This window comes from Rhodococcus sp. 15-649-2-2 (genome assembly GCF_002258645.1).
GTDB lineage: Bacteria > Actinomycetota > Actinomycetes > Mycobacteriales > Mycobacteriaceae > Rhodococcoides.
Genome location: NZ_NPFM01000031.1, coordinates 317,827 through 339,999 on the forward strand (window position 1 = coordinate 317,827; position 22,173 = coordinate 339,999).

General features: G+C 65.2%; 20 protein-coding genes. 6 read left to right on the top strand and 14 right to left on the bottom strand.

Annotated features, from left to right (window positions below):
- Positions 1-24: 24 nt before the first annotated feature.
- Positions 25-1,434 (bottom strand): glycine betaine/L-proline transporter ProP, encoded by a 1,410-nt coding sequence (gene proP / locus CH305_RS22220; protein ID WP_242640151.1) that lies wholly within the window; start codon positions 1,432-1,434, stop codon positions 25-27.
- 308 nt (positions 1,435-1,742) lie between these two features.
- Between proP and CH305_RS22225 the strand changes: the two genes are divergently transcribed.
- The gene (locus CH305_RS22225) at positions 1,743-2,213 is read left to right on the top strand and encodes an OsmC family protein (protein ID WP_094705256.1); all 471 of its coding nucleotides are present in this window, start codon (positions 1,743-1,745) and stop codon (positions 2,211-2,213) included.
- Entirely contained in the window at positions 2,210-3,286 is a 1,077-nt protein-coding gene (locus tag CH305_RS22230; RefSeq protein WP_094704912.1) for a nucleoside hydrolase, read from the top strand. Before CH305_RS22225 ends, CH305_RS22230 begins: the two co-directional genes overlap by 4 nt.
- Here CH305_RS22230 and meaB read toward each other — a convergent pair.
- The 3 genes from meaB to mutA are packed head-to-tail and all read right to left on the bottom strand — an operon-like array spanning position 3,263 to position 8,456.
- Entirely contained in the window at positions 3,263-4,297 is a 1,035-nt protein-coding gene (meaB, locus tag CH305_RS22235) for a methylmalonyl Co-A mutase-associated GTPase MeaB (protein WP_249305453.1), read from the bottom strand. The genes CH305_RS22230 and meaB overlap by 24 nt on opposite strands.
- 2 nt (positions 4,298-4,299) lie before the next feature.
- On the bottom strand, positions 4,300-6,570 hold the full coding sequence (scpA, locus tag CH305_RS22240; RefSeq protein ID WP_037150476.1) for a methylmalonyl-CoA mutase: 2,271 nt from the start codon (positions 6,568-6,570) through the stop codon (positions 4,300-4,302).
- The gene (gene mutA, locus CH305_RS22245; RefSeq protein ID WP_094704913.1) at positions 6,567-8,456 is read right to left on the bottom strand and encodes a methylmalonyl-CoA mutase small subunit; all 1,890 of its coding nucleotides are present in this window, start codon (positions 8,454-8,456) and stop codon (positions 6,567-6,569) included. The genes scpA and mutA overlap by 4 nt, the downstream gene beginning before the upstream one ends.
- 169 nt (positions 8,457-8,625) lie before the next feature.
- Here mutA and CH305_RS22250 point away from each other — a divergent pair, with 169 nt between their 5' ends.
- The 3 genes from CH305_RS22250 to CH305_RS22260 are packed head-to-tail and all read left to right on the top strand — an operon-like array spanning position 8,626 to position 10,479.
- Entirely contained in the window at positions 8,626-9,342 is a 717-nt protein-coding gene (locus CH305_RS22250) for a TVP38/TMEM64 family protein (RefSeq protein WP_094704914.1), read from the top strand.
- 31 nt (positions 9,343-9,373) lie between these two features.
- Positions 9,374-9,973, top strand: coding sequence for a hypothetical protein (locus tag CH305_RS22255; RefSeq protein ID WP_094610381.1), 600 nt, complete (start codon positions 9,374-9,376; stop codon positions 9,971-9,973).
- Complete coding sequence (locus CH305_RS22260; protein WP_094610382.1) at positions 9,970-10,479, top strand: hypothetical protein; 510 nt, start codon at positions 9,970-9,972, stop codon at positions 10,477-10,479. The genes CH305_RS22255 and CH305_RS22260 overlap by 4 nt, the downstream gene beginning before the upstream one ends.
- 12 nt (positions 10,480-10,491) lie before the next feature.
- On the opposite strand, the gene CH305_RS22265 is transcribed toward CH305_RS22260, so the two are convergent.
- The 3 genes from CH305_RS22265 to CH305_RS22275 form a co-directional block, all read right to left on the bottom strand.
- On the bottom strand, positions 10,492-11,676 hold the full coding sequence (locus CH305_RS22265; protein WP_032377853.1) for an SPFH domain-containing protein: 1,185 nt from the start codon (positions 11,674-11,676) through the stop codon (positions 10,492-10,494).
- A gap of 3 nt (positions 11,677-11,679) precedes the next feature.
- Positions 11,680-12,111, bottom strand: coding sequence for an NfeD family protein (locus CH305_RS22270; RefSeq protein ID WP_032378478.1), 432 nt, complete (start codon positions 12,109-12,111; stop codon positions 11,680-11,682).
- Between the two features lie 88 nt (positions 12,112-12,199).
- A complete protein-coding gene (locus CH305_RS22275; RefSeq protein WP_094705258.1) occupies positions 12,200-13,009 on the bottom strand; it encodes a DUF3097 domain-containing protein in 810 nt (269 codons plus the stop codon).
- A gap of 76 nt (positions 13,010-13,085) precedes the next feature.
- On the opposite strand from CH305_RS22275, the gene CH305_RS22280 reads away from it, so the two are divergent.
- Positions 13,086-13,916 (top strand): hypothetical protein, encoded by an 831-nt coding sequence (locus tag CH305_RS22280; protein ID WP_176458314.1) that lies wholly within the window; start codon positions 13,086-13,088, stop codon positions 13,914-13,916.
- Between the two features lie 25 nt (positions 13,917-13,941).
- Here CH305_RS22280 and CH305_RS22285 read toward each other — a convergent pair whose 3' ends face one another.
- The 7 genes from CH305_RS22285 to CH305_RS22315 all read right to left on the bottom strand — a co-directional run bounded on the left by CH305_RS22285 (position 13,942) and on the right by CH305_RS22315 (position 21,815).
- On the bottom strand, positions 13,942-15,024 hold the full coding sequence (locus CH305_RS22285; protein WP_094704915.1) for a ferrochelatase: 1,083 nt from the start codon (positions 15,022-15,024) through the stop codon (positions 13,942-13,944).
- Between the two features lie 102 nt (positions 15,025-15,126).
- A complete protein-coding gene (inhA, locus tag CH305_RS22290) occupies positions 15,127-15,951 on the bottom strand; it encodes an NADH-dependent enoyl-ACP reductase InhA (protein WP_032377850.1) in 825 nt (274 codons plus the stop codon).
- Positions 15,952-16,011: 60 nt separating this feature from the next.
- A complete protein-coding gene (fabG1, locus tag CH305_RS22295; protein ID WP_094704916.1) occupies positions 16,012-16,734 on the bottom strand; it encodes a 3-oxoacyl-ACP reductase FabG1 in 723 nt (240 codons plus the stop codon).
- Between the two features lie 66 nt (positions 16,735-16,800).
- Entirely contained in the window at positions 16,801-17,793 is a 993-nt protein-coding gene (locus CH305_RS22300) for a VWA domain-containing protein (protein WP_032403389.1), read from the bottom strand.
- A complete protein-coding gene (locus CH305_RS22305; protein ID WP_256983957.1) occupies positions 17,790-18,788 on the bottom strand; it encodes a DUF58 domain-containing protein in 999 nt (332 codons plus the stop codon). The genes CH305_RS22300 and CH305_RS22305 overlap by 4 nt, the downstream gene beginning before the upstream one ends.
- Complete coding sequence (locus CH305_RS22310) at positions 18,785-20,047, bottom strand: MoxR family ATPase (RefSeq protein WP_094705262.1); 1,263 nt, start codon at positions 20,045-20,047, stop codon at positions 18,785-18,787. Before CH305_RS22310 ends, CH305_RS22305 begins: the two co-directional genes overlap by 4 nt.
- A 256-nt stretch (positions 20,048-20,303) precedes the next feature.
- Complete coding sequence (locus tag CH305_RS22315; protein ID WP_037150674.1) at positions 20,304-21,815, bottom strand: NlpC/P60 family protein; 1,512 nt, start codon at positions 21,813-21,815, stop codon at positions 20,304-20,306.
- Between the last annotated feature and the right edge of the window lie 358 nt (positions 21,816-22,173).

The window sequence follows — 22,173 nt, forward strand, 5'->3', positions numbered from 1 at the left end:
TGTCTCGTCAGGGCCAGGTTCTCGTCAGGGTCGTCCGGCCAAAGCCGATGCCTCGGTGTAGAGCTCCTTGGCTTCCTCTGTCGAATCCACCTGCGGCGGAGACCCGTCGAGCGGTTGCGTGGCGGATTCGCGCAGGAAACCGACTGCGATGAGTCCGATGACGCCGCTCACGATGAGGTAGTAGGCAGGAATCATCGGACTGCCGGTTGCACTGACCAGGGCCGACGTGACCAGGGGCGTCGTTCCGCCGAAGATGGAGACCGACAGATTGAACCCGATCGAGAGCGCTGCGTAGCGAATCCGGGTGGGAAACAGGGCAGGTAGCGTCGATGCGCTCGGTGCCGCGAAACACGCCAGTACGAGGCCGAGCAGGAGGCACGCGATCAGCGGCCCGACCCATCCGCTGCCACGTAGTAGAAGAAAGCACGGTACGGCCAGAACGATCTGTCCGACGGCACCGAACACGAATACCGGCTTGCGTCCGATCCTGTCGGTGAGTCTGCCCACGAGCACGATGATGCTCACCACGACGATCATCGCCGAAAGTACGAGCAAGTCGGCACTGAGCTGACTACGTCCGACAACTTCGGTGAAGTACGTCGGAAGATACGACGTCACCATGTAATTGGTCACGTTGTACAACAGCACGATTCCCATGCAGATCAGCAGAGCTCGCCAGTGATCGGTGAAGATCTTTCCCACCGACCTCCGTGCACTCTCCTGCGCTTTCACCTTGCTGTCGTGTTCGTCGAGTTGCTTACGGAATGCGGGAGTGTCCTCGAGCTTGAGACGTAGATACAGCCCGATGAGCCCCATCGGGCCGGCAACGAAGAACGGTATGCGCCAGCCCCATTCGACCATCGAGGCCTCGCCCAGCACCGCGTTGAGGATCGTCACCAGGCCGGAGCCCATTGCGTACCCGACGAAGGTGCCGAAGTCGAGCCAACTACCGAGGAAGCCACGCCGTTTGTCCGGGGAGTACTCGGCAATGAAGGTCGTGGCACCGCCGTACTCACCGCCGGTGGAGAAGCCTTGAACCAAGCGTGCGACGAGAAGGAGGATCGGTGCCCAGATTCCGATGGTCGCGTAGCTGGGGATGAGTCCGACGGCCAGGGTGCCGATGGCCATCATGATCATCGTGGCGGCGAGCACCTTCTGCCGTCCGATTCGGTCCCCCAACGGGCCGAAGAACAGGCCGCCCAGTGGCCGAACCACGAACGCTGCGGCGAACGTGGCGAACGTCGAGATGAGCTGAACCGCGGGCGTGGCGTCGGGGTAGAACACCTTGCCCAGGGTCGCCGCCAGGTAGCCGTAGACACCGAAGTCGAACCACTCCATCGTGTTGCCGAGGGCCGCAGCCGACACCGCGCGTTTGAGCATCGGTTGATCGACGACGGTGATGCTCTCCTCCGACAGCGCCGGCTTTCTCCGCATCCGATGGGAGAACGCGTCCCGTCGGAGGAGTTGGACATGCCGATGTCCCCATCGCGATTGTCGGGGTGACGACTCGGGAGATTCTGGACCTTGCGCAACCGTCATTGCTGCAACGTTAGCCAGGGGAATGACCGCAGATCAAACAACCAACACGACAAAAAGCGACATCGGTCCAGGTTTCACCAGGTCGGTGGTCGAAAGATCCGTTTTGCCTGGCCCCCTTGACAATTGGGGCAATACGGTCGATCCGGACATCGAGGGACCAGGTGGACCGTCGCCCCTCGGCCCGGTACTGGCACGATGGACTCGTGCCGAACCACAACTACGGACTCACAGTGAACTGGACGGGCAACCGCGGCGAGGGCACCTCGGGCGCCTCCTGCTACGACCGCGACCACGTTGTCTCGGCTCCAGGGAAACCCGACCTCGCTGCAAGTTCCGATCCCAGCTCCCGCGGAGATGCAGAGCGCTGGAATCCCGAGGAGCTCCTCGTGGCCTCGCTGTCGAGTTGCCACATGCTCTGGTACCTCGGACTGGCCGCCGCGTCTGGCGTGACCGTCACCGGCTACGTCGACTCCCCCACCGGGGTGATGACGGAGCACTCCGACGGGTCCGGGCAGTTCGTCGAAGTCACCCTGGCCCCGGTCGTGAGCGTGGCCGACCCGTCGATGGTGGCCCGCGCCGAGAAACTGCACGCATCCGCGTCGTCGAAGTGCTTCATCGCACGTTCGGTCAATTTTCCGGTTCGCCACACCCCGACCACGCAGGTGGCCGCATGACGGTGCCACTGATCGTCGACGTCGACACCGGGATCGACGACTCGCTCGCCCTGCTCTATCTGCTCGCCAGCGAGGATGCCGAGATCCTCGGTATCGCATCCACCGCGGGCAATGTGCCGGTGAACCAAGTGGCGGCGAACAATCTGGCCTGGCTCGACCTGTGTCGCGCGAGTGATGTCGAGGTTTCCCTCGGTGCGCAGGTGCCGCTCGTGGCACCGCTGATGACCACCGAGGACACTCATGGGCCGCAGGGCATCGGCTACGCGGAACTACCGGTCTCGTCGCGGTCGCTGTCGGAGCGAGACGCCACCACGATGTGGATCGAGCTGGTCCGGTCGCGTCCGGGCGAGATCACCGGTCTCGTCACCGGTCCACTGACCAATCTCGCGCTGGCGATCCGGCGTGACCCCGAGCTTCCTCGACTGTTGAAGCGTCTGGTGCTGATGGGCGGAGCCTTCCAACACCAGGGCAACACCACACCTACCAGCGAATGGAACATCGCGGTGGACCCGGAGGCAGCCGCGGAGGTGTTCGCAGCCTTCTCCGGACTACCTGCAGAGCGCCGCCCCATCGTCTGTGCGCTCGACATCACCGAGACCATCGAGATGACGCCGGAACATGTTCGGCGGCTTGCCGATCGGGCTGGAAGCTCTCCGGGCGAGGTGATCTCGCCCGACGATGCACCAGGTGTTCGGTCGACCGCGTCGAATCCGATCGTGCGGCACTTCTCCGACGCGGTGCGGTTCTACATGGAATTTCATCGCGATCACGATCAAGGATTCCTGGCGCACATGCACGATCCGTTCGCGGCCGCTGTCGCGCTGGACGCGGATATCGCCACCTACCGACACGCGACCGTCGACGTCGAACTCGTCGGAACCCTCACGCGCGGAACCACAGTCGCGGACTGGCGCGGAATGTGGGGCAGGGACGCGAACGTCGCGATCGCGACGCACACCGATCCGGAGGCGTTCTTCGACCGCCTGATCGATCGTGTCGGAGCTCTCGCCGCCCGGCTCTATCCCGCGACGCCGGCGGCCGACGCAGATTCAGGAATCGAACGCGTCGAGTAGCTCCTGCGCCGCGAGCGCGGCGGTCAGGGAACCGTCGCGCACCCGGGCCTCGACGTCGCTACGGATGGCCTTGACGGAGGGATTCTGCGCCAGCCGGCGCAGCAGCTGATCGTTGACCATCGTCCACGTCCAATCGACCTGCTGCTTGCGACGCTTCTCTGCGAATTCGCCTGCGTCACTGAGCACTTGCTGATGGCGCAGCACTGTATCCCAGTACTCGTCGAGCCCGGTGCCCTCGATGGCACTCATCGTCAACACCGGGGGCTTCCAGATCGCATCGTGCGGATAGATCAGCCGCAGCGCGCCCGCCAACTCCCGCGCCGCGTTCTTCGCGTCGGTCGCGTGCTTGCCGTCGGCCTTGTTGACGGCCACCAGATCGGCGAGTTCGAGAACGCCCTTCTTGATGCCCTGCAACTGATCTCCGGTGCGCGCAAGCGTGAGGAACGTGAAGCAGTCGACCATGTTGGCCACCGTCACCTCCGACTGTCCGACGCCCACCGTCTCGACCAGGATCACGTCGAAACCGGCTGCTTCGAGCAGGACGATGGTCTCTCGGGTCGCACGTGCGACCCCGCCCAGGGTTCCCGACGTCGGAGACGGCCGAATGTACGCGTTCTCCTGCACCGCCAATCGCGACATCCGGGTCTTGTCACCCAGGATCGAACCACCGGTCCGCGTCGACGACGGATCGACCGCCAGCACCGCGACCCGGTGCCCCTTCTCGATCAACCGCATACCGAGCGCGTCGATGAACGTCGATTTACCGACCCCCGGCACTCCGGTGATGCCGACCCGGTGAGAGCCACCTGCGTCGGGCAACACGCGAAGGAGCAGTTGCTGCGCCAGATCTCGATGATCCGATCGAGTCGACTCGACCAGCGTGATGGCACGCGCCAGGCCGGATCGCTCGTTCGCTCGGACCGACTCGGCCACCGCATCGATGTCGATGGTTCGGCCTCTCGGCGACGCTGCACCGGTCGAGGAACTCGTGTTGTCGTTCGGAGAACCCATACTCAGGCGTTGGCCTCGCGTGGTGCGTGCCCGAGCGCGACGGACAGCTTCTCCACCAGCCCGATCGCGGCGTCGGCGATAACGGTGCCCGGAGGGAAGATCGCCGCGGCGCCCGCCGCGTAGAGCTCGTCGAAATCGCCGGGTGGGATGACGCCACCGACGACGATCATGATGTCGCCGCGGCCGACGTCGGCCAAGGCCTGACGCAAGGCGGGCACCAGTGTCAGATGGCCTGCCGCCAGGGACGACACGCCGACCACGTGGACGTCGTTGTCGGCGGCCTGGCGGGCCACCTCCTCCGGCGTCTGGAACAGTGGGCCGACGTCGACGTCGAAGCCGATGTCCGCGAACGCCGTTGCGATGACCTTCTGGCCACGGTCGTGCCCGTCCTGACCCATCTTGCACACCAGCACACGGGGCCGACGGCCCTCGTCCTCGGCGAACTGCTCGACCAGCCCGGTGGCGCGGGTGATGTTCTCGGATTTACCTGCCTCGTCGCGGTACACACCACTGATTGTCCGGATTTCCGCCTGATGGCGCCCGTAGACCTTCTCGAGCGCATCGGAGATTTCGCCGACGGTGGCCATCTTGCGCGCGGCGTCGATGGCGAGAGCGAGCAGATTGTTCTCCATTCCCGGCTGATCCGAGGCCGCGGCCCGGGTCAGATTCGCCAGTGCTGCCTCGACTTCGGCCGTGTCGCGCTCGGCACGAAGGCGTTCGAGCTTCTCGATCTGCTCACGGCGGACCTTCGAGTTCTCGACCTTGAGCACCTCGATGGTGTCGGGCTCGTCGGGCACGTACTTGTTGACGCCCACCAGCGGCTGTCGGCCGGAGTCGATGCGAGCCTGGGTGCGGGCCGCCGCCTCCTCGATGCGCAGCTTGGGAATTCCTTCGCCGATGGCCTGGGCCATACCGCCCGCTTCCTCGACCTCGGCGATATGTGCCCGAGCCCGATTCGCGAGTTGGTGGGTGAGCCATTCGACGTAATGCGAGCCGCCCCACGGATCGATCGGGCGCACGGTGTTGGATTCCTGAGCGATGAGCAGCTGGGTGTTGCGTGCGATGCGGGCCGAGAAGTCCGTCGGCAGCGCCAGTGCTTCGTCGAGCGCATTGGTATGTAGGGACTGGGTGTGGCCCTGGGTAGCGGCCATGGCTTCGACGCAGGTACGCGCGACGTTGTTGAAGACGTCCTGTGCGGTCAACGACCAACCCGATGTCTGCGAATGAGTGCGCAGCGAACGGGATTTGGCGCTCTTGGGCTCGAATTGTTGGACGAGTTCGGCCCACAGCAGGCGCCCGGCGCGGAGCTTGGCGACCTCCATGAAGAAGTTCATTCCGATGGCCCAGAAGAACGACAGTCGCGGTGCGAACGTATCGATGTCCATACCTGCATCGAGGCCGGCGCGGATGTACTCGACACCGTCCGCGAGGGTGTAGGCCAGTTCGAGATCGGCTGTGGCACCGGCTTCTTGGATGTGGTAGCCGGAGATGGAGATCGAGTTGTACTTCGGCATCTTCTCGCTGGTGTACGCGAAGATGTCCGAGATGATGCGCATCGATGGCTTCGGCGGATAGATGTAGGTGTTGCGCACCATGAACTCTTTGAGGATGTCGTTCTGGATGGTGCCGGCGAGTTTCTCCGGCCCGACGCCCTGCTCCTCCGCGGCGGCGACGTACAGCGCCAGGATCGGCAGCACCGCTCCGTTCATCGTCATCGACACCGAGACGCTACCGAGGTCGATGCCATCGAACAGCTGACGCATGTCGTAGATGGAATCGATTGCGACACCGGCCATTCCGACGTCACCCTGCACGCGCGGATGATCCGAGTCGTACCCGCGGTGGGTGGCCAGGTCGAACGCCACCGACAGGCCTTTCTGGCCGGCCGCGAGGTTGCGGCGGTAGAAGGCGTTGGACTCGGCCGCGGTGGAGAATCCGGCGTACTGACGAATGGTCCACGGCTGGTTGACATACATCGTGGGATACGGCCCGCGGAGGAACGGCGGGGCGCCCGGATAGCTGTGCAGCGGATAGCCCTCGGCCTCCGCGGCGTCACGATCTGCCTCGGTGAACACCGGCTTGACGTCGATGCCCTCGGGGGTGGACCACACCACCTGCTCGGGAGTGTAGAAATTGGCCTTCGCACCCTGCTCCACATGAGCGGCAACGTCCTCGGCCGACGGCGGCGACGGCGTCGGCTCGTCGGGGTCGACCAGGGGCACGTCGGCGAAACTGCCGATGGTGTGCGAGATTCGGTTCTCGTCGGTCGTCACTTCGAGGCTCCCAGGGTGTCGAGAAGTTCGGTCAGCACGGCGATGGCATCGACCTTCGCGGTCAGGAATCCATCGGGGCGCGACGTGCCCTCGATGCCGGCGAAGATCTTCTCGGGTCCGGCGAGCAGAACCCGCGAAACACCAGCGGCGCGTGCTGCATCCACGGCAGTGGATGCCTCGTCGGCGTACCGCTTGTCGGTGCCGCACACCACTGCGACGGAGGCTCGAGAGGTCCCGACCGATCCGGCGATTCCGTCCACGGTCAGTGGACCTGGATTGACGGCCTCGATTCCGCCCGATGCCAACAGATTCGATGCGAACGTCGTTCGGACGTTGTGTTCGGCGACGCTTCCCAGCGGTATCAGGAGCACGGTGGGCCGCGAATCATGCTCGGCCAGAAAGGCATCCGACCGATCCCGAAGCGCCTCGAAGGCTCTGCCGTACCGGTGCACCGCCGAGCCCTGCTGCGCGGTCTGCTCGGGGCTCAGTGGAGCCTCGGCCAGATTGGGAAATTCGTTGACACCGGTCAGTGGGGTGAGCCGGTGGGCGATGTCGGAATCTCGCTCCGCACGGGTCTTCTCGATCGCCGCCACGAGTGAACCGTCGTCGACGGCGGCGCGGAATCCACCCGACGCTTCGACGGTCCGGAAGAACTCCCAGGCCTTCGCGGCGACCGCGGCCGTCAGCTCCTCGATGTACCAGGACCCCGCGCCGGGATCCAGCACCCGTCCCAGATGGGCTTCTTCGAGCAGCAGCAATTGGGTGTTCCTGGCGATGCGGGCCGCGAAGGTCTTCGACACCCCCGCCGCGCCGCCGTTCAGCGCTGCATCGAACGGCAGCACCGTCACCGAATCCGCGCCGCCCACCCCGGCACCGAAGGACGCGAGTGTGGTGCGCAGCATGTTCACCCACGGATCTCGTTGAGACATCATTGCTTCCGAGGTCACCGCATGCTGTGGAGCATCACCGGCGTCCGGGGATCCGCACACCTGCGCAACGCGCGCCCACAGTGTGCGCGCGGCCCTGAACTTGGCGATGGTCTGAAACTGATCGTCGGTGGCGGCGAACCGGAATTCGATCTGGCGCAGAGCATCCGTGATGCCGACGCCTGCGTTCGTCATGGAGCGGACGTACTCGAGGCCTGCGGCAATCGACGCACCGAGTTCCTGCGCGTCGCCGGCTCCGAGATTGTGGAAGACGGTGCCGTCGACGGTGATCGCGCGAACGGTCTCGGCGCGACCGATCGACTCGTGGACCAGCTCGAGTGCCTCGGTCATCTCGATCGTCGCGGTGCCCCCCAACTGCGCAGTGAGGGTGGACACTCCGAGTCGGATATCGACTGCGGCGCGATCGTCGATGTCGGCCGAGTCGAGAATCGAGAACAACGAGGCTGCCGCGGCGGATACGTCCTCGCGCGCATCGATCGTCAGCGGTGCGAGCTCGAGGAACACCCCGCGCAAAGCCTCCGGCAGCACGGCCGGGTCGACGCCGTGGCCGCCGACCGCCAACCACAGGGCGCTGGTGCCGTTGGACAGCGAGTCGAGAATCTGGGTGTTGAGAACGGACGCGTCACCGTCGGCTGCGTCACGGGCAGTCGAGCCGTGCCGAGTGCACACCTTCCAGCCCGCATTGACGTCGCGGTGGGGATCGCGACCACGTACGTACGGAAACTGGCCCGGTAGCGGACCTTCCGGTCGCTCGTCGAACGCTGTGTACAACGGGGAGACCGTGATCCCGTCGTAGGTCGTGGAATCGAGAAGATGTTCGGGATCGGCGGGCAGATCGGCCACCTCGACCCTGCGAGATTTGGCCAACACACCGGCCACTGACTTCTGCCAGGCCGCATGAGCACTGCGTGCGGCATCTTCGTGCGACGCGATGGACACGTGTGCTGCTCCCTCGGTTCGGCGGGCAGTTCTACACCCGACTTGAAGTGATGCTAACCCCACTTCATTGCAGGTTATCGTGAGGATCACCTCACGTTCGGTCGTACCGCTCGGTCGTCGAACTCCGAGATGGCGAAGGTGTCACCTTGCGCCGGTACGCTGGCCTCTCGTGACCCGGCACTTGCGCGACCTCCGACTGATCGCGCTGCTGGCGGTGATCGTCGTCTTCGCCCTCGTGGCCGTGTTCGCTCCCCATCCGAGTGTCGAAGAGATTCGCCAGTGGGGAACAGCCGTCGGGCCTGCGTTCCCGCTCGCTTTCTTCGCCGTGCACGCGATCGTGACCATCGCGCCGGTCCCGAGAACCCTGTTCACACTCAGTGCCGGAGTTCTGTTCGGGCCGCTGACCGGCCTGGCCGTCACTATCGGAGCGTCGACGGTCAGCGCAATCCTGGCTCTGTTGCTGGTCCGCGCGATCGGACGCGAGGCCGTGGCAGCTCGAATGTCCCATTCGGCCCTGGACTCGGTCGACGACAGCCTTCGCCGGAGAGGCTGGCTCGCCGTCGGCTCCCTGCGTTTGATCGCCCCGGTGCCGTTCTCGTTGGTGAACTACGCCTGCGGTGTATCGGCGGTGCGTCTCGTGCCGTTCGCCGTGGCGACCGCGATCGGCATGCTGCCGGGCACTCTCGGGATCGTCGTGATCGGCGGCGCCATCGGAGGTGAGACGCATCCGGTGCTGCTGGTGCTGTCCGCGGTCTGCATCGCGATCGGACTGAGCGGCCTGGTGGTGGATTGGCGGCTCTCGCGCGGCTCGAAGTCGGAGCGTGTTCCTGCCGGCAGTCAGCAGGGCGGGAGCCTTGACTCCGATGAATCAAGCCTTGAAGCTTGACTGTTCCAAATCAACGACCTAGCCTTGTCCAATGTTCGTTCTGACCGTGGACCAACGTCGAAGTAGACGTGATATCGATCGGGTGCCCGAACTGCTCGACCGGTATCGCGACCACGGGCTGATCCGTCCTTTCGATCGCACGGCAGGAGACGAAGTCCAAGCCGTGTGCGAGGACGCCGCCACCGTCGTCTCCATCGCGCTCGAACTGGTATCCACACCACAATGGAGCGTAGGAATCGGCATCGGTTCCGTAGAGCTTCCACTACCGGAAACCACGCGAGCCGGACGTGGTCCGGCTTTCGAGGCAGCTCGAGACGCTGTGACCAGAGCCAAGGGAACCCCCGCCGCGCTTGCCGTCTCCGGCCCCGAGCCCACTGCCGCCGAAGATGCGGAGACGGCATTCACCCTTGTTGCCCTCCTGATCGGCCGCCGATCGGACAACGGCCGCGAAGCGGTTGCACTCATGGAGGACGGGTTGTCGCAGACCGACGCGGCAGAGCGGTTGAAGATCAGCAAACAAGCTATGTCGCAACGACTCTCCGTCGCCGGCTGGCAGGTGGAGAACGCGGGCCGCACCCTGGCGACTCGATTGCTCGACACCGCGAACACGACGGGAAGCCATCGGCCATGATCGTTGCCACCCTGGTGCTACTGGCACTGACCGCAGGCGCCGCCACCATCCCCGCCGGCACCGGAATTCGCCGATGGTTGCCCACCGCCGCCGCGTCGAGTCTGCTCGCGGCAGCGGCGATCCTGGCCACGGTGGCCGGACCGGCCTACGGTCTCGGCCACGCCATCGGAGTGGTCCTCACCGTCCTCGCTGCGGCCCTGGGCGGAACAGCGATGGTACCCACCGTGTTTCGCGTCGCACGACGACAAAGCGACTCGACCGGAGACGATCCGGTCGAGCCGCTTCGTGGTGGACTGACCATCGGCATCCTCGAACGCGTGGCCGTTGCCGTGTCGATCCTCGCCGGTTGGCCGGAAGGGATCGCCATCGTGCTCGCAGTCAAGGGACTCGCGCGCTATCCCGAGCTGCGCGAATCCCATGCCTCCGAACAGTTCATCATCGGCACCTTCGCCAGCGTGCTGTGGGCCCTGGCCGCTGCCGGTGTAGGAACCGCCCTGTTCAACTGATCACCGAAAATCTCAGCGCTGTTCCGGCTCCGCCTCGGGCGACGCCGAGAGGGCACCGACGTCGAAGCCCTTCGAGAGTTCCGGAGACGCAGCCAACGACGTGTCGACCGGCTTGCGCGCCACTGCTTCTGCAGCCTTGACCGCCTCGGCGACCGCCGGATCGGTCTTGGTCTCGAACCATTCGGCTACCTCGTCCGAGTCGTCCTCGGGCTTGGGCTCGTTGCCCGCCGACTCGTTGGGCTCGTAGCGGAACACCCCGTCCTCGCCGGGAGCACCGAGTGTCTTGGCGAAGCCCTTGAGCGCATCGCCGAAATCGCTCGGGATCATCCACACCTTGTTGGCGTCGCCCTGAGCCATCTGCGGCAGCGTCTGCATGTACTGGTACGCGAGCAACTCGGGCGTGGGCTTGCCGGCCTTGATCGCACCGAACACCTTCTCGATCGCCTTGGCCTGACCCTGAGCTTCGAGGTACTTCGCGGCACGGTCACCCTGCGCTCGCAGGATGCGCGACTGCCGCTCACCCTCGGCGGTGAGAATCGCTGCCTGCTTGCCACCCTCGGCTGCAAGAATTCGACTCTGCTTGTCACCCTCGGCTGTCTTGATCGCCGATTCACGATGTCCTTCGGCAGTGAGGATGGTCGCTCGCTTCTCGCGATCGGCCTTCATCTGCTTCTCCATCGACTCCTGAATCGAGGGCGGCGGATCGATGCTCTTGAGCTCCACTCGGGCCACTCGCAGGCCCCATCGGCCGGTCGCCTCGTCCAGCACGACGCGGAGTTGACCGTTGATCGAATCACGCGACGTGAGCGTCTCTTCCAGCGTCATTCCACCGACGACGTTGCGCAGCGTGGTGGTCGTCAACTGCTCGACGCCGACGATGTAATTGTTGATCTCGTACACGGCCGATTGCGGATTGGTCACCTGGAAGTAGACGACGGTGTCGATCGACACGGTCAGGTTGTCCTTGGTGATCACCGGCTGCGGGGGAAACGACACGACCCGCTCGCGCAGGTCGACCTTGGCACGAATGCGGTCGACGAACGGTACGAGGACCGTGAGCTGACCGGACACGGTGCGCGTGTAGCGACCGAGTCGCTCGATCACGGCTGCCTCGGCTTGCGGGACGATCGAGATGGACTTGGCCATCAGCACCGCGACGAACACGACGATGACAGCCAGTGCGATGAGTGCTTCCACTGGCTACGGTCCCTTCCATACGACGGCGGTAGCGCCGTCTATTTCCATCACGGTCACGGTGGTACCCGGGGCATAGACCTCGGTCTCGTCGAGTGGACGAGCGGTCCACACCTCACCACCGAGCTTGATCTGGCCTTCGTGCGCAGTGACCTGCTCGAGCACCACGGCACTCTTGCCGGTGAGTGCCGCCATGCCCATCGGGGTATCGGGCGGATTCGCGAAGCGCCGCAACAGAATCGGTCGCAACCCGAGAACCAGCGCCAGAGACAGGACACCGAAGACGATCGCATCGGCCCACACCGGGAAATCCGTGAGAGCAGAGACACCGGCAGTACCCAGGGCACCGCCGGCAATCATCAGAAGGAAGAAGTCACCCGTCAGTGCCTCGGCACCGGCGAGCACCACTGCCGCTATGAGCCAAATGATCGCTGCCACAGCCTCCATCCAATCACGAATCGGACATCCGGCGGTGGAGTGAAGCCTGCGGAACGGCCTGACCTGGGCGTTCAGCAGTACAGAGCGTTCACTCGGTCACGAAGTCGACCAATTGTTCGACCGCTCCGATCAACGGTGCCTCGAGGTCACGAAAGCTCGACACCGACGAATACACCCGACGCCATCCCTCCCGCGGACTCCCCCACCCCAGCTCTCGGCAGATTCCGGTCTTCCAATCCTCGCCCCGCGGGATCTTCGGCCAGACATCGATACCGACAGCAGCAGGCTTGACCGCCTCCCAGACGTCGATGAACGGATGCCCGGTGACCAGCACGTGCTCGCCCAGCGACCTCGTCAACTTCGACTCCTTGGAGCCGGTCACCAAATGGTCCACCAGCACTCCGACGCGCCGGCCGGGGCCTGGACCGAAATCAGCCAATCGCTCCCCCAGGTTGTCCAGACCTTCCAGGTGCTCGACGACCACTCCCTCCACTCGAAGATCGTGGCCCCACACACTTTCCACGAGGGCCGCGTCGTGCACCCCTTCGACCCAGATCCGGCTCGTGCGGGCCGTTCGTGCCCGCAGTCCCTCGACTTTGGTGGACCCGGAGGCAGAGCGCGTCTGCTGCGGTGTCGCAGCGGCGGGCTTCGGGCGGACCAGAGTCACCCGACGGCCGTCGATCAGGAACGCGGCTTCGCGCAGGGCGAACAGACGCGTGGTACGGGCACCGTCCTCGAGTCGGACGAAGTCTCCGTCATAAGTGCGCTCGAATCCGACCACCGCACCGCAGTAACCGGTTCCGGCGTCTTCGACGACCAGTCCGCGCTCGGCCGGAACTTCCGGCGCCGGCACCTTCCGCATCCGACTGTGCCCTTTGAGAATGTCTCCGCCGTACATGTCGTTCACGGCGGTCAACGCTAGCGACACCGGCGTCCCGAGCACGGTTCGCCACGCCGACCTATGCTCGTGAGTCGTGTGTTCTTCGAGTGCGAGTCTTGCCCTGTGGGCCAGTTCCTGGCTGGCTGGTGCCAGCTCACCGGACGACGTCATCGACGCCATGTCCGAGTGGGCTCCGATGCATCTGGTGGGTGCGGGCGATGCGGGTGCGGCCGCGAGCTTCGGACTGCAGCATCCCGGTTACGTCGAGGGCATCGCAGGCCTGCTGCAGGCGATCAGGGCCACCGCAGGGGCAGAGATGCGGTCTGCAGTCGGAGACGACCGGGTCAGACTCGTTCTGCCTGCCCCAGGCGCAGTCAGCGGACTGCCGGCGAACACGGACTTCTCGCGCGCCGCCCTGAACGCCGGGCAGGCCGTGATAGTCGGTGCCTCGGGCAACCACGGGATCGGAGTGGTGCCGATCGTCGAGGGACCGGATGTGTTGCGCTGGACCGTGTATTCGATAGTCGTTCCCGAGCACGGCCATCGGGAACAAGGCTTGGGCGAGGCCGAATACGAGATGCGCGAGGCCGTTCGCGGCGCGGCGGACGCTCTCGCCCAGATGCAGTCGCTCCCCACCCGAACCCTGCAATCCGATCCACGCGCCCGCATCGCCGCACTGATCGCCGACGCGGCCCGGCATCGCTACCCCGCCGAGATGTCGGACAGGGCATTCCGGGTACTCGAATCGGCAGACCGGGTTGCGGCCATTCTGACCGTCGCGGCGGGGTCTGCTCCGTCGGAAGCCCCCACCGCGACAGCTGCTGCGGCGCGCGAGGAGTTGGTTCGGCCGCTGTGGGCTGCTGTCCGTACTGCCCGCACCATCGCGGTCGCGACGAGCATCGAAGCGGGGATGCACTCCGCTTGATTCCCGTCGGTCGTTCGATCGGCGACTATCGGGAAGCGGCCCCGGCAGGACGAGCCGGCCGGGTCGGTTGCTCGCAGCAGCCGACGGCGCAGCGATTTCCGTCCAGCGTCGAGCCGTAGCCCGGCACGCGTCCGAGCCCGCGGCAGTCGACACCGAGGCGGTACTCGTCGACGAGCTCGCGAATCATCTTGGAAAAACGCACATCCGACCCGGGGGTTCCAGCGCGGGCGAAGGCCATCCCGAGTTCGCGAGCCTTCTCCTCGGCCTCGGTGTCCAGATCCCACACGACCTCGAGATGGTCGGACACGAATCCGATCGGACACACGATCACCGACTCGACCGACCGAGCCGAGAGCGCTTCGAGATGGTCACAGATGTCGGGGTCCAGCCACGGAACCTGTGGCGGTCCCGATCGGGACTGCCACACCAGGTCGTAGTCCTCGACACCGGACGCGGCCGCAACGAGCCTCGAGGCCTCGGCTACCTGCCGGCTGTAGAGGTGACCGCCGTCTTCGGGCGGGCCCGCATTGGCGTCCGCGGCAGAGGGAATGGAGTGCGCGGTGAACACCAGGCGTGCACCGGCGCGGTGCTGCTCGGGCAGTGAGGCTCGCGCCGATGCGACGGCATCGGTGAAAGCGTCGACCATCAGTGGGTGGTCGTAGTACTGCCGGATCTTGAGCAGGTGCGGTGCACCGTCGCCCACTGCGTCGCGGGCTCGGGCGATGTCCTCGTGATACTGCCTGCACCCGGAGTAGCCGCCCCATGCCGACGTCGGGAACACCAAGGCGTTGCCGATTCCGTCCGACTTCATGGTCGCCACGGTGTCCTCGATCATCGGATGCCAGTTGCGGTTTCCGAAGTAGATCGGCAGATCGATTCCAGCCGAATCGAATTCGGCCTGCAATGCAGAGATGATGTTTCGATTGAGCTCGTTGATCGGGGAGACACCCCCGAAATGCATGTAGTGCTCGACGACGGCGTCGAGACGCTCGGGCGGAACACCGCGTCCGCGAGTGACGTTCTCGAGAAACGGGCGAACGTCGGCAGGCTTTTCCGGTCCGCCGAACGAGAGCACCAACAGTGCGTCGAAATCTCCAGGGGTGGTCATGAATCCATTGTGCCCCTGCCGCAGCAGGGCTGCGGCAGGGGCACAATCGGTCGACGAAACCTACGGTGAGCGAGCCCACGTCGGACTCCACTCACCGCGGCGTCACATGTTTTCGGGCAGGTACGTGTTGTGGCTCGCTCCACCGTCGACGTACACGATGGATCCGGTGGTGCCGGGCAGCCAATCCGACAGGAGCGCAACGATGGACTTGGCGACAACAGTGGGGTCGTTGACATCCCAGCCGATCGGGGCAGCACCGTCCCAGTACACGTTCAGCTGGTCCATCTTGGCCGCATCACCGGTTGCGGTACCCGCAATCGCCTTGGCGGCGAGAGTCCTGATCGGCCCTGCGGCAACAAGATTGGAGCGGATACGCTTGGCTGCGCCCACTTCCCGTGCCACGTAACGGTTCACCGACTCGAGGGCAGCCTTGGCCACACCCATCCAGTTGTAGTACGGCATCGAGGTGCGCGGATCGAAGTCCATTCCGACGATCGAGCCACCCTCGTTCATGACCGGGAGCACGGCGCGCGCGAGCGACGCGTAACTCCACGCAGAGATCTCGAATGCCCTCGCGGCATCGGGGCCGGGGCCGTCGAGGAACGGCTTGGCGTCCGGTCCCATCAGGGTGCGGGGTGCGAAGGCGATGGAGTGCAGGACCCCGTCGATGCCCTCGGGGGCCACTTCGCGTACTCGATCCGCCAGCGCGGCGAGGTGCTCCTCGTTGGTGGCGTCGAGCTCGATCGCCGGGGGCACCTCCTTGGGGAGGCGCTGCGCGATCCGGTCGATGAGCCGGAGCCGATCGAAGCCGGTGATGATCACCTTGGCACCCTGCTCCTGCGCCATGGCTGCGGCGTGAAACGCGATCGACGCGTCGGTGATGATGCCGGTGATCAGAATGGTCTTGCCTTCGAGCAATCCGCCCATAGTGCTGTTTTCCTTAATTCGGAGGTGTACGTCTATCGAAACCGTTGTGCGAGTGGGACTTCAGTGCCCCATACCCATACCGCCGTCGACGGGGATGACCGCGCCGGATACGTACGACGAGTCCGGTCCCGCGAGGAAGCTCACGACGGCCGCGACGTCCTCGGGCTGACCGAGACGTTGAAGGGGGATGAATTCCTTTGCCTTGCCGCGCAGGTCGTCCGAGAGCTCTGCGGTCATGTCGGTTTCGATGAACCCCGGGGACACGACATTCGCCGTGATGGACCGCGAACCCAGTTCCCTCGTGATCGACCGAGCCATGCCGATGACGCCCGCCTTGGACGCCGCGTAATTGATCTGCCCCGGTCCACCGGCCATGGCCACGACCGAACTCAGGAAGATCATCCGGCCCCAGCGTGCGCGCAGCATGGCGCGGTTGGCGCGCTTGGCGACGCGGAAGGCTCCGGTGAGGTTTGCATCGATGACCCGCTGGAACTGATCCTCGGTCATCCGCATCAGCAACGTGTCGTCGGTGATGCCCGCGTTGGCCACCAGCACCTCGACGGGACCCTGCTTCTCCTCGACCTCCTTGAAGGCTGCGTCGACCGAGTCGGTGTCGGTGACGTCGCAGACGACTCCTAACAGACCGTCGGGCGCTCCCGATCCGCGGTGGGTGACGGCCACCTTGTGTCCGTCGGCTTGAAGCCGTTGGGCGATGGCCAGACCGATACCCCGGTTACCTCCGGTGACGAGTACCGATCGCGCGATGAAGTCAGGTGTGGACATGCCTAGCAACCTATCTGTTCGTCCTGGAATGACAAAGCGAAACTTACTGGTGAGTAATAACAGCGATCACGGCAATCGTTGTCGCATCACCAAAGCCGAACCCAACCCCGTCGAGATGAACAGGACACCGAGAATCAACCACGGACGCGACGCGTCTCCGCGAGTGATCTCGAAACCGATCTGCTCCTCGAGAGTGTCGTACACGTCGCGCAGGTCCTCGAGCGACGACGCGGTGAAGAAGCTGCCGCCGGAGAGAGTCGCGATCTCGCGCAGGGACGGATCGTCTACGGGTACCGGCACTCTTTCGACCCCACCCTCGTCCTCGATTTCGACCGAGCCGTAGCTCGTGCCGAACGAGATGGTGGAGATCGGCACGCCTTTGTCCTTGGCTGCCCGCGCCGCGGTGTACCCGCCGCGTGGGTCGTCGAGGTTCTGCGGAACGGTCTGCTTGCCGTCCGAGAGCAGCACGATGCGCGCCGGAGGTGCCGCGTCGCCGCCGCCGAGGATCGCTCCGAGAGTGTCGATCGACTGCAGCGACGTGAAGATCGCCTCACCGGTGGCCGTTCGCTCGCTGAGCTGCAGCTTGTCGATGGCGGACTTGGTGGCTTCGCGGTTGGCCGTGGGCGATACCAGTACGGACGCGGTGCCCGCGAATGCGACCAACCCGAGGTTGATTCCTGGCGTCAGACCGTCGGCGAAGGACTTCGCGGCTTCCTGAGCAGCGGCCAATCGGGTCGGCTCGACGTCGGTGGCCTCCATCGACAGCGAGACGTCGATGACGAGCATGACGGTGGCCCGGTTGCGTGGGACGCGCTCGTCCGCCGTAGGACCCGCCATCGCGACCGTCAGAAACAGCAGACCGACCAGCACCAGAGCGGTGGGTAGGTGTCGCAGTCGGTTCGGGCGGGCGGGCGCGACCGACTCGAGCAGCTCCATGTTGGAGAAGCGAAGAACGTGCTTCTGCTTGCGCCGTTGGACCCAGATGTAGCCGACAGTGAGCGCGATGACGACGACGAGAAACCCGAGCCACCACGGGGAAGCGAAATCGGTCAGGCTCATCGCGTACCGGTCCGAGCAGTATTGGTGAAACCGGATCCGATGGTGTGTCTGCGCGCAGTGACGAAGCGGACGACGTCGGCGATCCAATCACCGTCGGTACGCATTGTCAGACGGGGCGCTCCGCAGCGCCGTAGCGCCTTCTCCACGTCGTCGCGGTGCGCTGCCGCGGCACGGGCGAAGTCTGCTCGCAGCCGAGGCGTCGTGCTGAATTCGCGGGTGCGGCCGGACTCCGGATCGTGCAGCACGACGTCGCCGACGTCGGGTAGTTCGAGGTCACGCGGGTCGAGTACTTCGACGGCCAGCACGTCGTGTCTGGCCGAGATGGCGCGAAGGGATCGTTCCCAGTCGATGGGCCCGAGAAAGTCACTGATCACCACCGCCATCCCGCGGCGTCGCTCCGGCCGCCGCAGAGCTTCGATGGCCGCCCGAAGATCGCCGCGTACCCCGTCCTCGGCCGAGGGCGTCGTGGCGATCGCACGCAGCATCGACTGGGTGTGTACGCGACCACCTCGTGCCGGAATGCGAGTGGTGCTGGCACCGGTGGCCACCACCGCGCCGATTCGATTACCACCGCCGCCCGACAGATGTGTGATTGCGGCCGAAGCCGCAACGGCCAGATCCCGTTTCTCGCACCCGGTGGTGCCGAAGTCGAGGCTGGCCGACAGGTCGACCACGAGCCAGGTCTCGAGTTCACGATCGGCCACGGACTGGCGCACGTGCGGATGCGTCGTGCGCGCCGTGACCGACCAATCCATCTGGCGAACGTCGTCGCCGGGCTGGTACTCCCTGGCGTCGCCTGGCTCGGAACCGGGACCTGGAATCAGCCCGAGATGGTCCCCGTGCAGTACCCCGTCCAGCCGTCGGCGCACCGTCAGTTCCAAGGTTCGCAACGCTGCAGCCAACTTCGGATCACGAAGCTCACCCGAGCGGAAGGACGGCGGCCGAGAAACGCCGGTACTGCCGGCAGTCACGGGAGCGGTGTCGGATCCGCTCACTGACCCGGCGTACCGATCGACGATCCGTCACCCGACGGCTTCTGCAGCGATGGTGCCGGCTGACCGTACTGACCGCCGCCCTGCGGAGGCTGCTGAGGTCCTGGCTGCTGCGATTGCGGCTGTATCTGTCCCTGTCCGGGAAATTGGCCCGGAGCGGGGAACTGGCCGGGAGCGGGATACTGCCCCTGGGCCGGATATTGCCCCTGCGGCCCGGCTTGACGGCCGTAGAAGTGCGGGCCGTCCGGACCGGCTCCGTTGCTCTGCGGCACCGGAACCGCCTGCGGCGACACCTGCGGCAAACCGACGGTCTGCAGCACTCGAGAGATGACCGTCTCGGGAGTCACCTCGTCCGCGAGGGCGTCGTAGGACAACACGAGCCGGTGCCGAAGCACGTCGGGAATGACCTCGAGCACGTCCTGCGGCACCACGTAGTCGCGTCCACGGAGCAGAGCGAGAGCCCTCGACGCCGCGATGATTCCGAGCGTTGCGCGCGGTGATGCACCGTAGGCGATCCAGCTGGCCACGTCGTCCAGGCCGAACTGCTCGGGCGTACGTGTGGCAGCGATGACCCGAACGACGTAGTCGACGAGCGCATGGTGCACGAACACCGAGCTGGCCAGATTCTGCAGCCGAACCAACTCGACCGGGTCGAGGATCTGCTTGGGCTCGGGTGCCTTGATGCCCATGCGATAGACGATCTCGCGTTCTTCCTCGACCGTCGGGTAGTCGACGACGATCTTGAACAGGAATCTGTCGCGCTGAGCCTCGGGAAGGGGGTACACGCCCTCGTTCTCGATGGGGTTCTGCGTTGCCATCACCAGGAACGGATCGGGCATCGGGAAGGTCCGGCCACCGATGGTGACATGACGCTCCGCCATGACCTCGAGCAACGCGGACTGCACCTTGGCCGGTGCCCGGTTGATCTCGTCGGCCAAGACGAAGTTCGCGACGACTGGGCCGAGTTCGGTGTCGAACTCCTCCCGGCCCTGACGGTAGATCCGGGTTCCGACGAGGTCGGTCGGAACCAGGTCGGGAGTGAACTGGACTCGCGAGAACGAGCCGCCCACAACGCGCGCGAACGTCTCGACGGCAAGTGTCTTGGCTACGCCCGGGACGCCCTCGAGCAGTACGTGTCCGCGGGCGAGTAATCCGACCAGAATGCGTTCGACCAGGCGATCCTGACCGACGATGACGCGTTTGACCTCGTACACGGCCTTCTCGAGAAGCTGGACGTCCTCGGCCAGGCCTGGGCTGTCCACCCGCTTCGGCTCCCCACCCTGTGGATCACGAGTCGAGGTCTCGACGTGAGCCGACTCCTCGTCGTTCGAAATCCGGCCGTCACGTGATGTCACCAAGAATTCACCGCTTTCAGTCGATCATCGTCGGGCGCGTGTCGATACCGCCGCGATCAACTATTCCAGGTGATCGCCGAGCGCGCCGAAAGGCACCCCCGCAGCGTGGCCGGAGTGGAGCCTGCGGAACGACTCGAGAGGCCGGAGTGGAGCCTGATCGTGCTCAGGACACCATGCGCACTGCGTAGGGAGTCATGCCGCTGTATCGCACGTCGGACACCTTGACCACCGAACCCGACTGTGGGGCTTCGAGCATCTTGCCGTCGCCGAGGTAGAGCGCAACATGCTGGCTGGCGTTCGGGCCGTAGAAGATCATGTCGCCGCGCTTCATGTCCGAGGACGGCACTTGCTTGCCTGCGGTGTACTGATACCCGGTGTAGTGGGGCAACGAGATGCCGAGGCCGGCAAAGGCGTAGATCATCAGGCCGGAGCAGTCGAACCCGACCTTGTTGTAATCGCCGTAGCTGTCCGCGACGCCGCCGTCCCTGATGCCCTTGGTCGGACCGTTCTCGTCGCCGCCGCCCCAGGAATACGGCACTCCCAGTTGGCTCATTCCGCGGTCGATCGCCAGCTCGACGGCCGCGCTTCCGGTCACCGACGGCGTGGTGGACGTCTTCGGTTTGGTCGGTGTCTTCGGCTTGGTAGGCGTGGTGGTGGTCGAGCTGTCCGTGTCGGTCGTCGCGCTCGAATCGTCGTCCACGTCCACGTGCGAGCGCTGGCCCTCTGCGATGGCCGCTGCGCGCTGCTGCGCCGCGAGGTTGGCCGACACGCGGGCAGCTGCCTGCACAGCAGCTTCCTTCGCTGCGGCGGTGGCGGCCGCGATGGCCGCATCCTCGGCTGCCTTCTGGGCTTCCCAGTCGCCGTAGGCCGCGCGCTGACCCTGCAGGCCAGCGACATTGCTGCGCGCCGAATCGAGCTCGGTCTGGGCAGCGTCACGCTGAGACTCGATCGCTGCTTTCTGATCGGCCTCGGCCTGCAGAGCAGCTTGTGCCTCGGCGATGGCCTGCTCGGCCTCGGCTTTCTTGGCCTCGGCTTCCGACGCCGCTGCATCTGCCTGCTGCTTCGAGTCCCGCGCCGCGGAGTCGCGATTCGCCTGTTCGGTCCGGGCCCGCTGGAGCCCGTCGAGCACCGCATTCTGGCTGTTGGACAGCACCTTGAGTACTTGGGCGCGATCCAAGACGTCGTCCGGTCCGCTCGAACCCAGGAAGGAGGCCATCGACGCAACACCGGAGCCCTGGGTGTAGCTGGACTTCGCGAATTCGTCGAATTTGCGTTGGGCTGCCTGAATTTGGGTGCCGGCATCGGCAAGTGCCTGTTGTGCTGCACCGACGACCGCGGCAGCGACGTCCGCTGCGTCGCGCGCATTCTGCAGATCCACGAGGGCCTTGTTGACGCCCTCCCGCTTCGAGGCAACCTCGTCGTCGAGTCGAGCGAGTTGCTGGTTGGCCGACGCGATCGCATCGATGAGCTGACCGACCTGGCCCAGGCGCGAATCGACAGCACTTCCGGCGGCAGCGAGGTCGCTGTCGGATGGGTTCGGCGGTGGCGGCGGCACGGCGGCGGCAACTCCGGGAAGGGTTGCCATCAACGCGATGACGAGGCCGGTGCCTACCAACACGAATCGGGTACGGACGAGCGCTTTACGGCGGGTGGCGCGGACTGGACGTCGGCTCACGAATATCTCCCTCGGGTCCGGCATTCAGTCAGGTCCGAGTCGAACCGTCGTGCCGCCGACGCGCTTGCCGTTCCCACCCCGATCGCAGGTGACGGTGAGCGCTATCGCCGGGCGGGAAAGAAGCACGCAGCGACACGACAGGTGCGAACCACGTCAGTCACACCCGAAGCAGTGGCCTCCCGAGTTCCCCACGGACGACACTCTGCCTTCTGCGACACTCCTTCCCCAGCAGTGCCAATGGCACCGTACGACACTTTGCACCCTAAAGAAACTCCAGTCCCAAATGACACATTTGTAATTCCACCAGGCACAACGCCGTGAACTCGGGGTTTGCCGGAAACAATTTTTCCGACTTTTT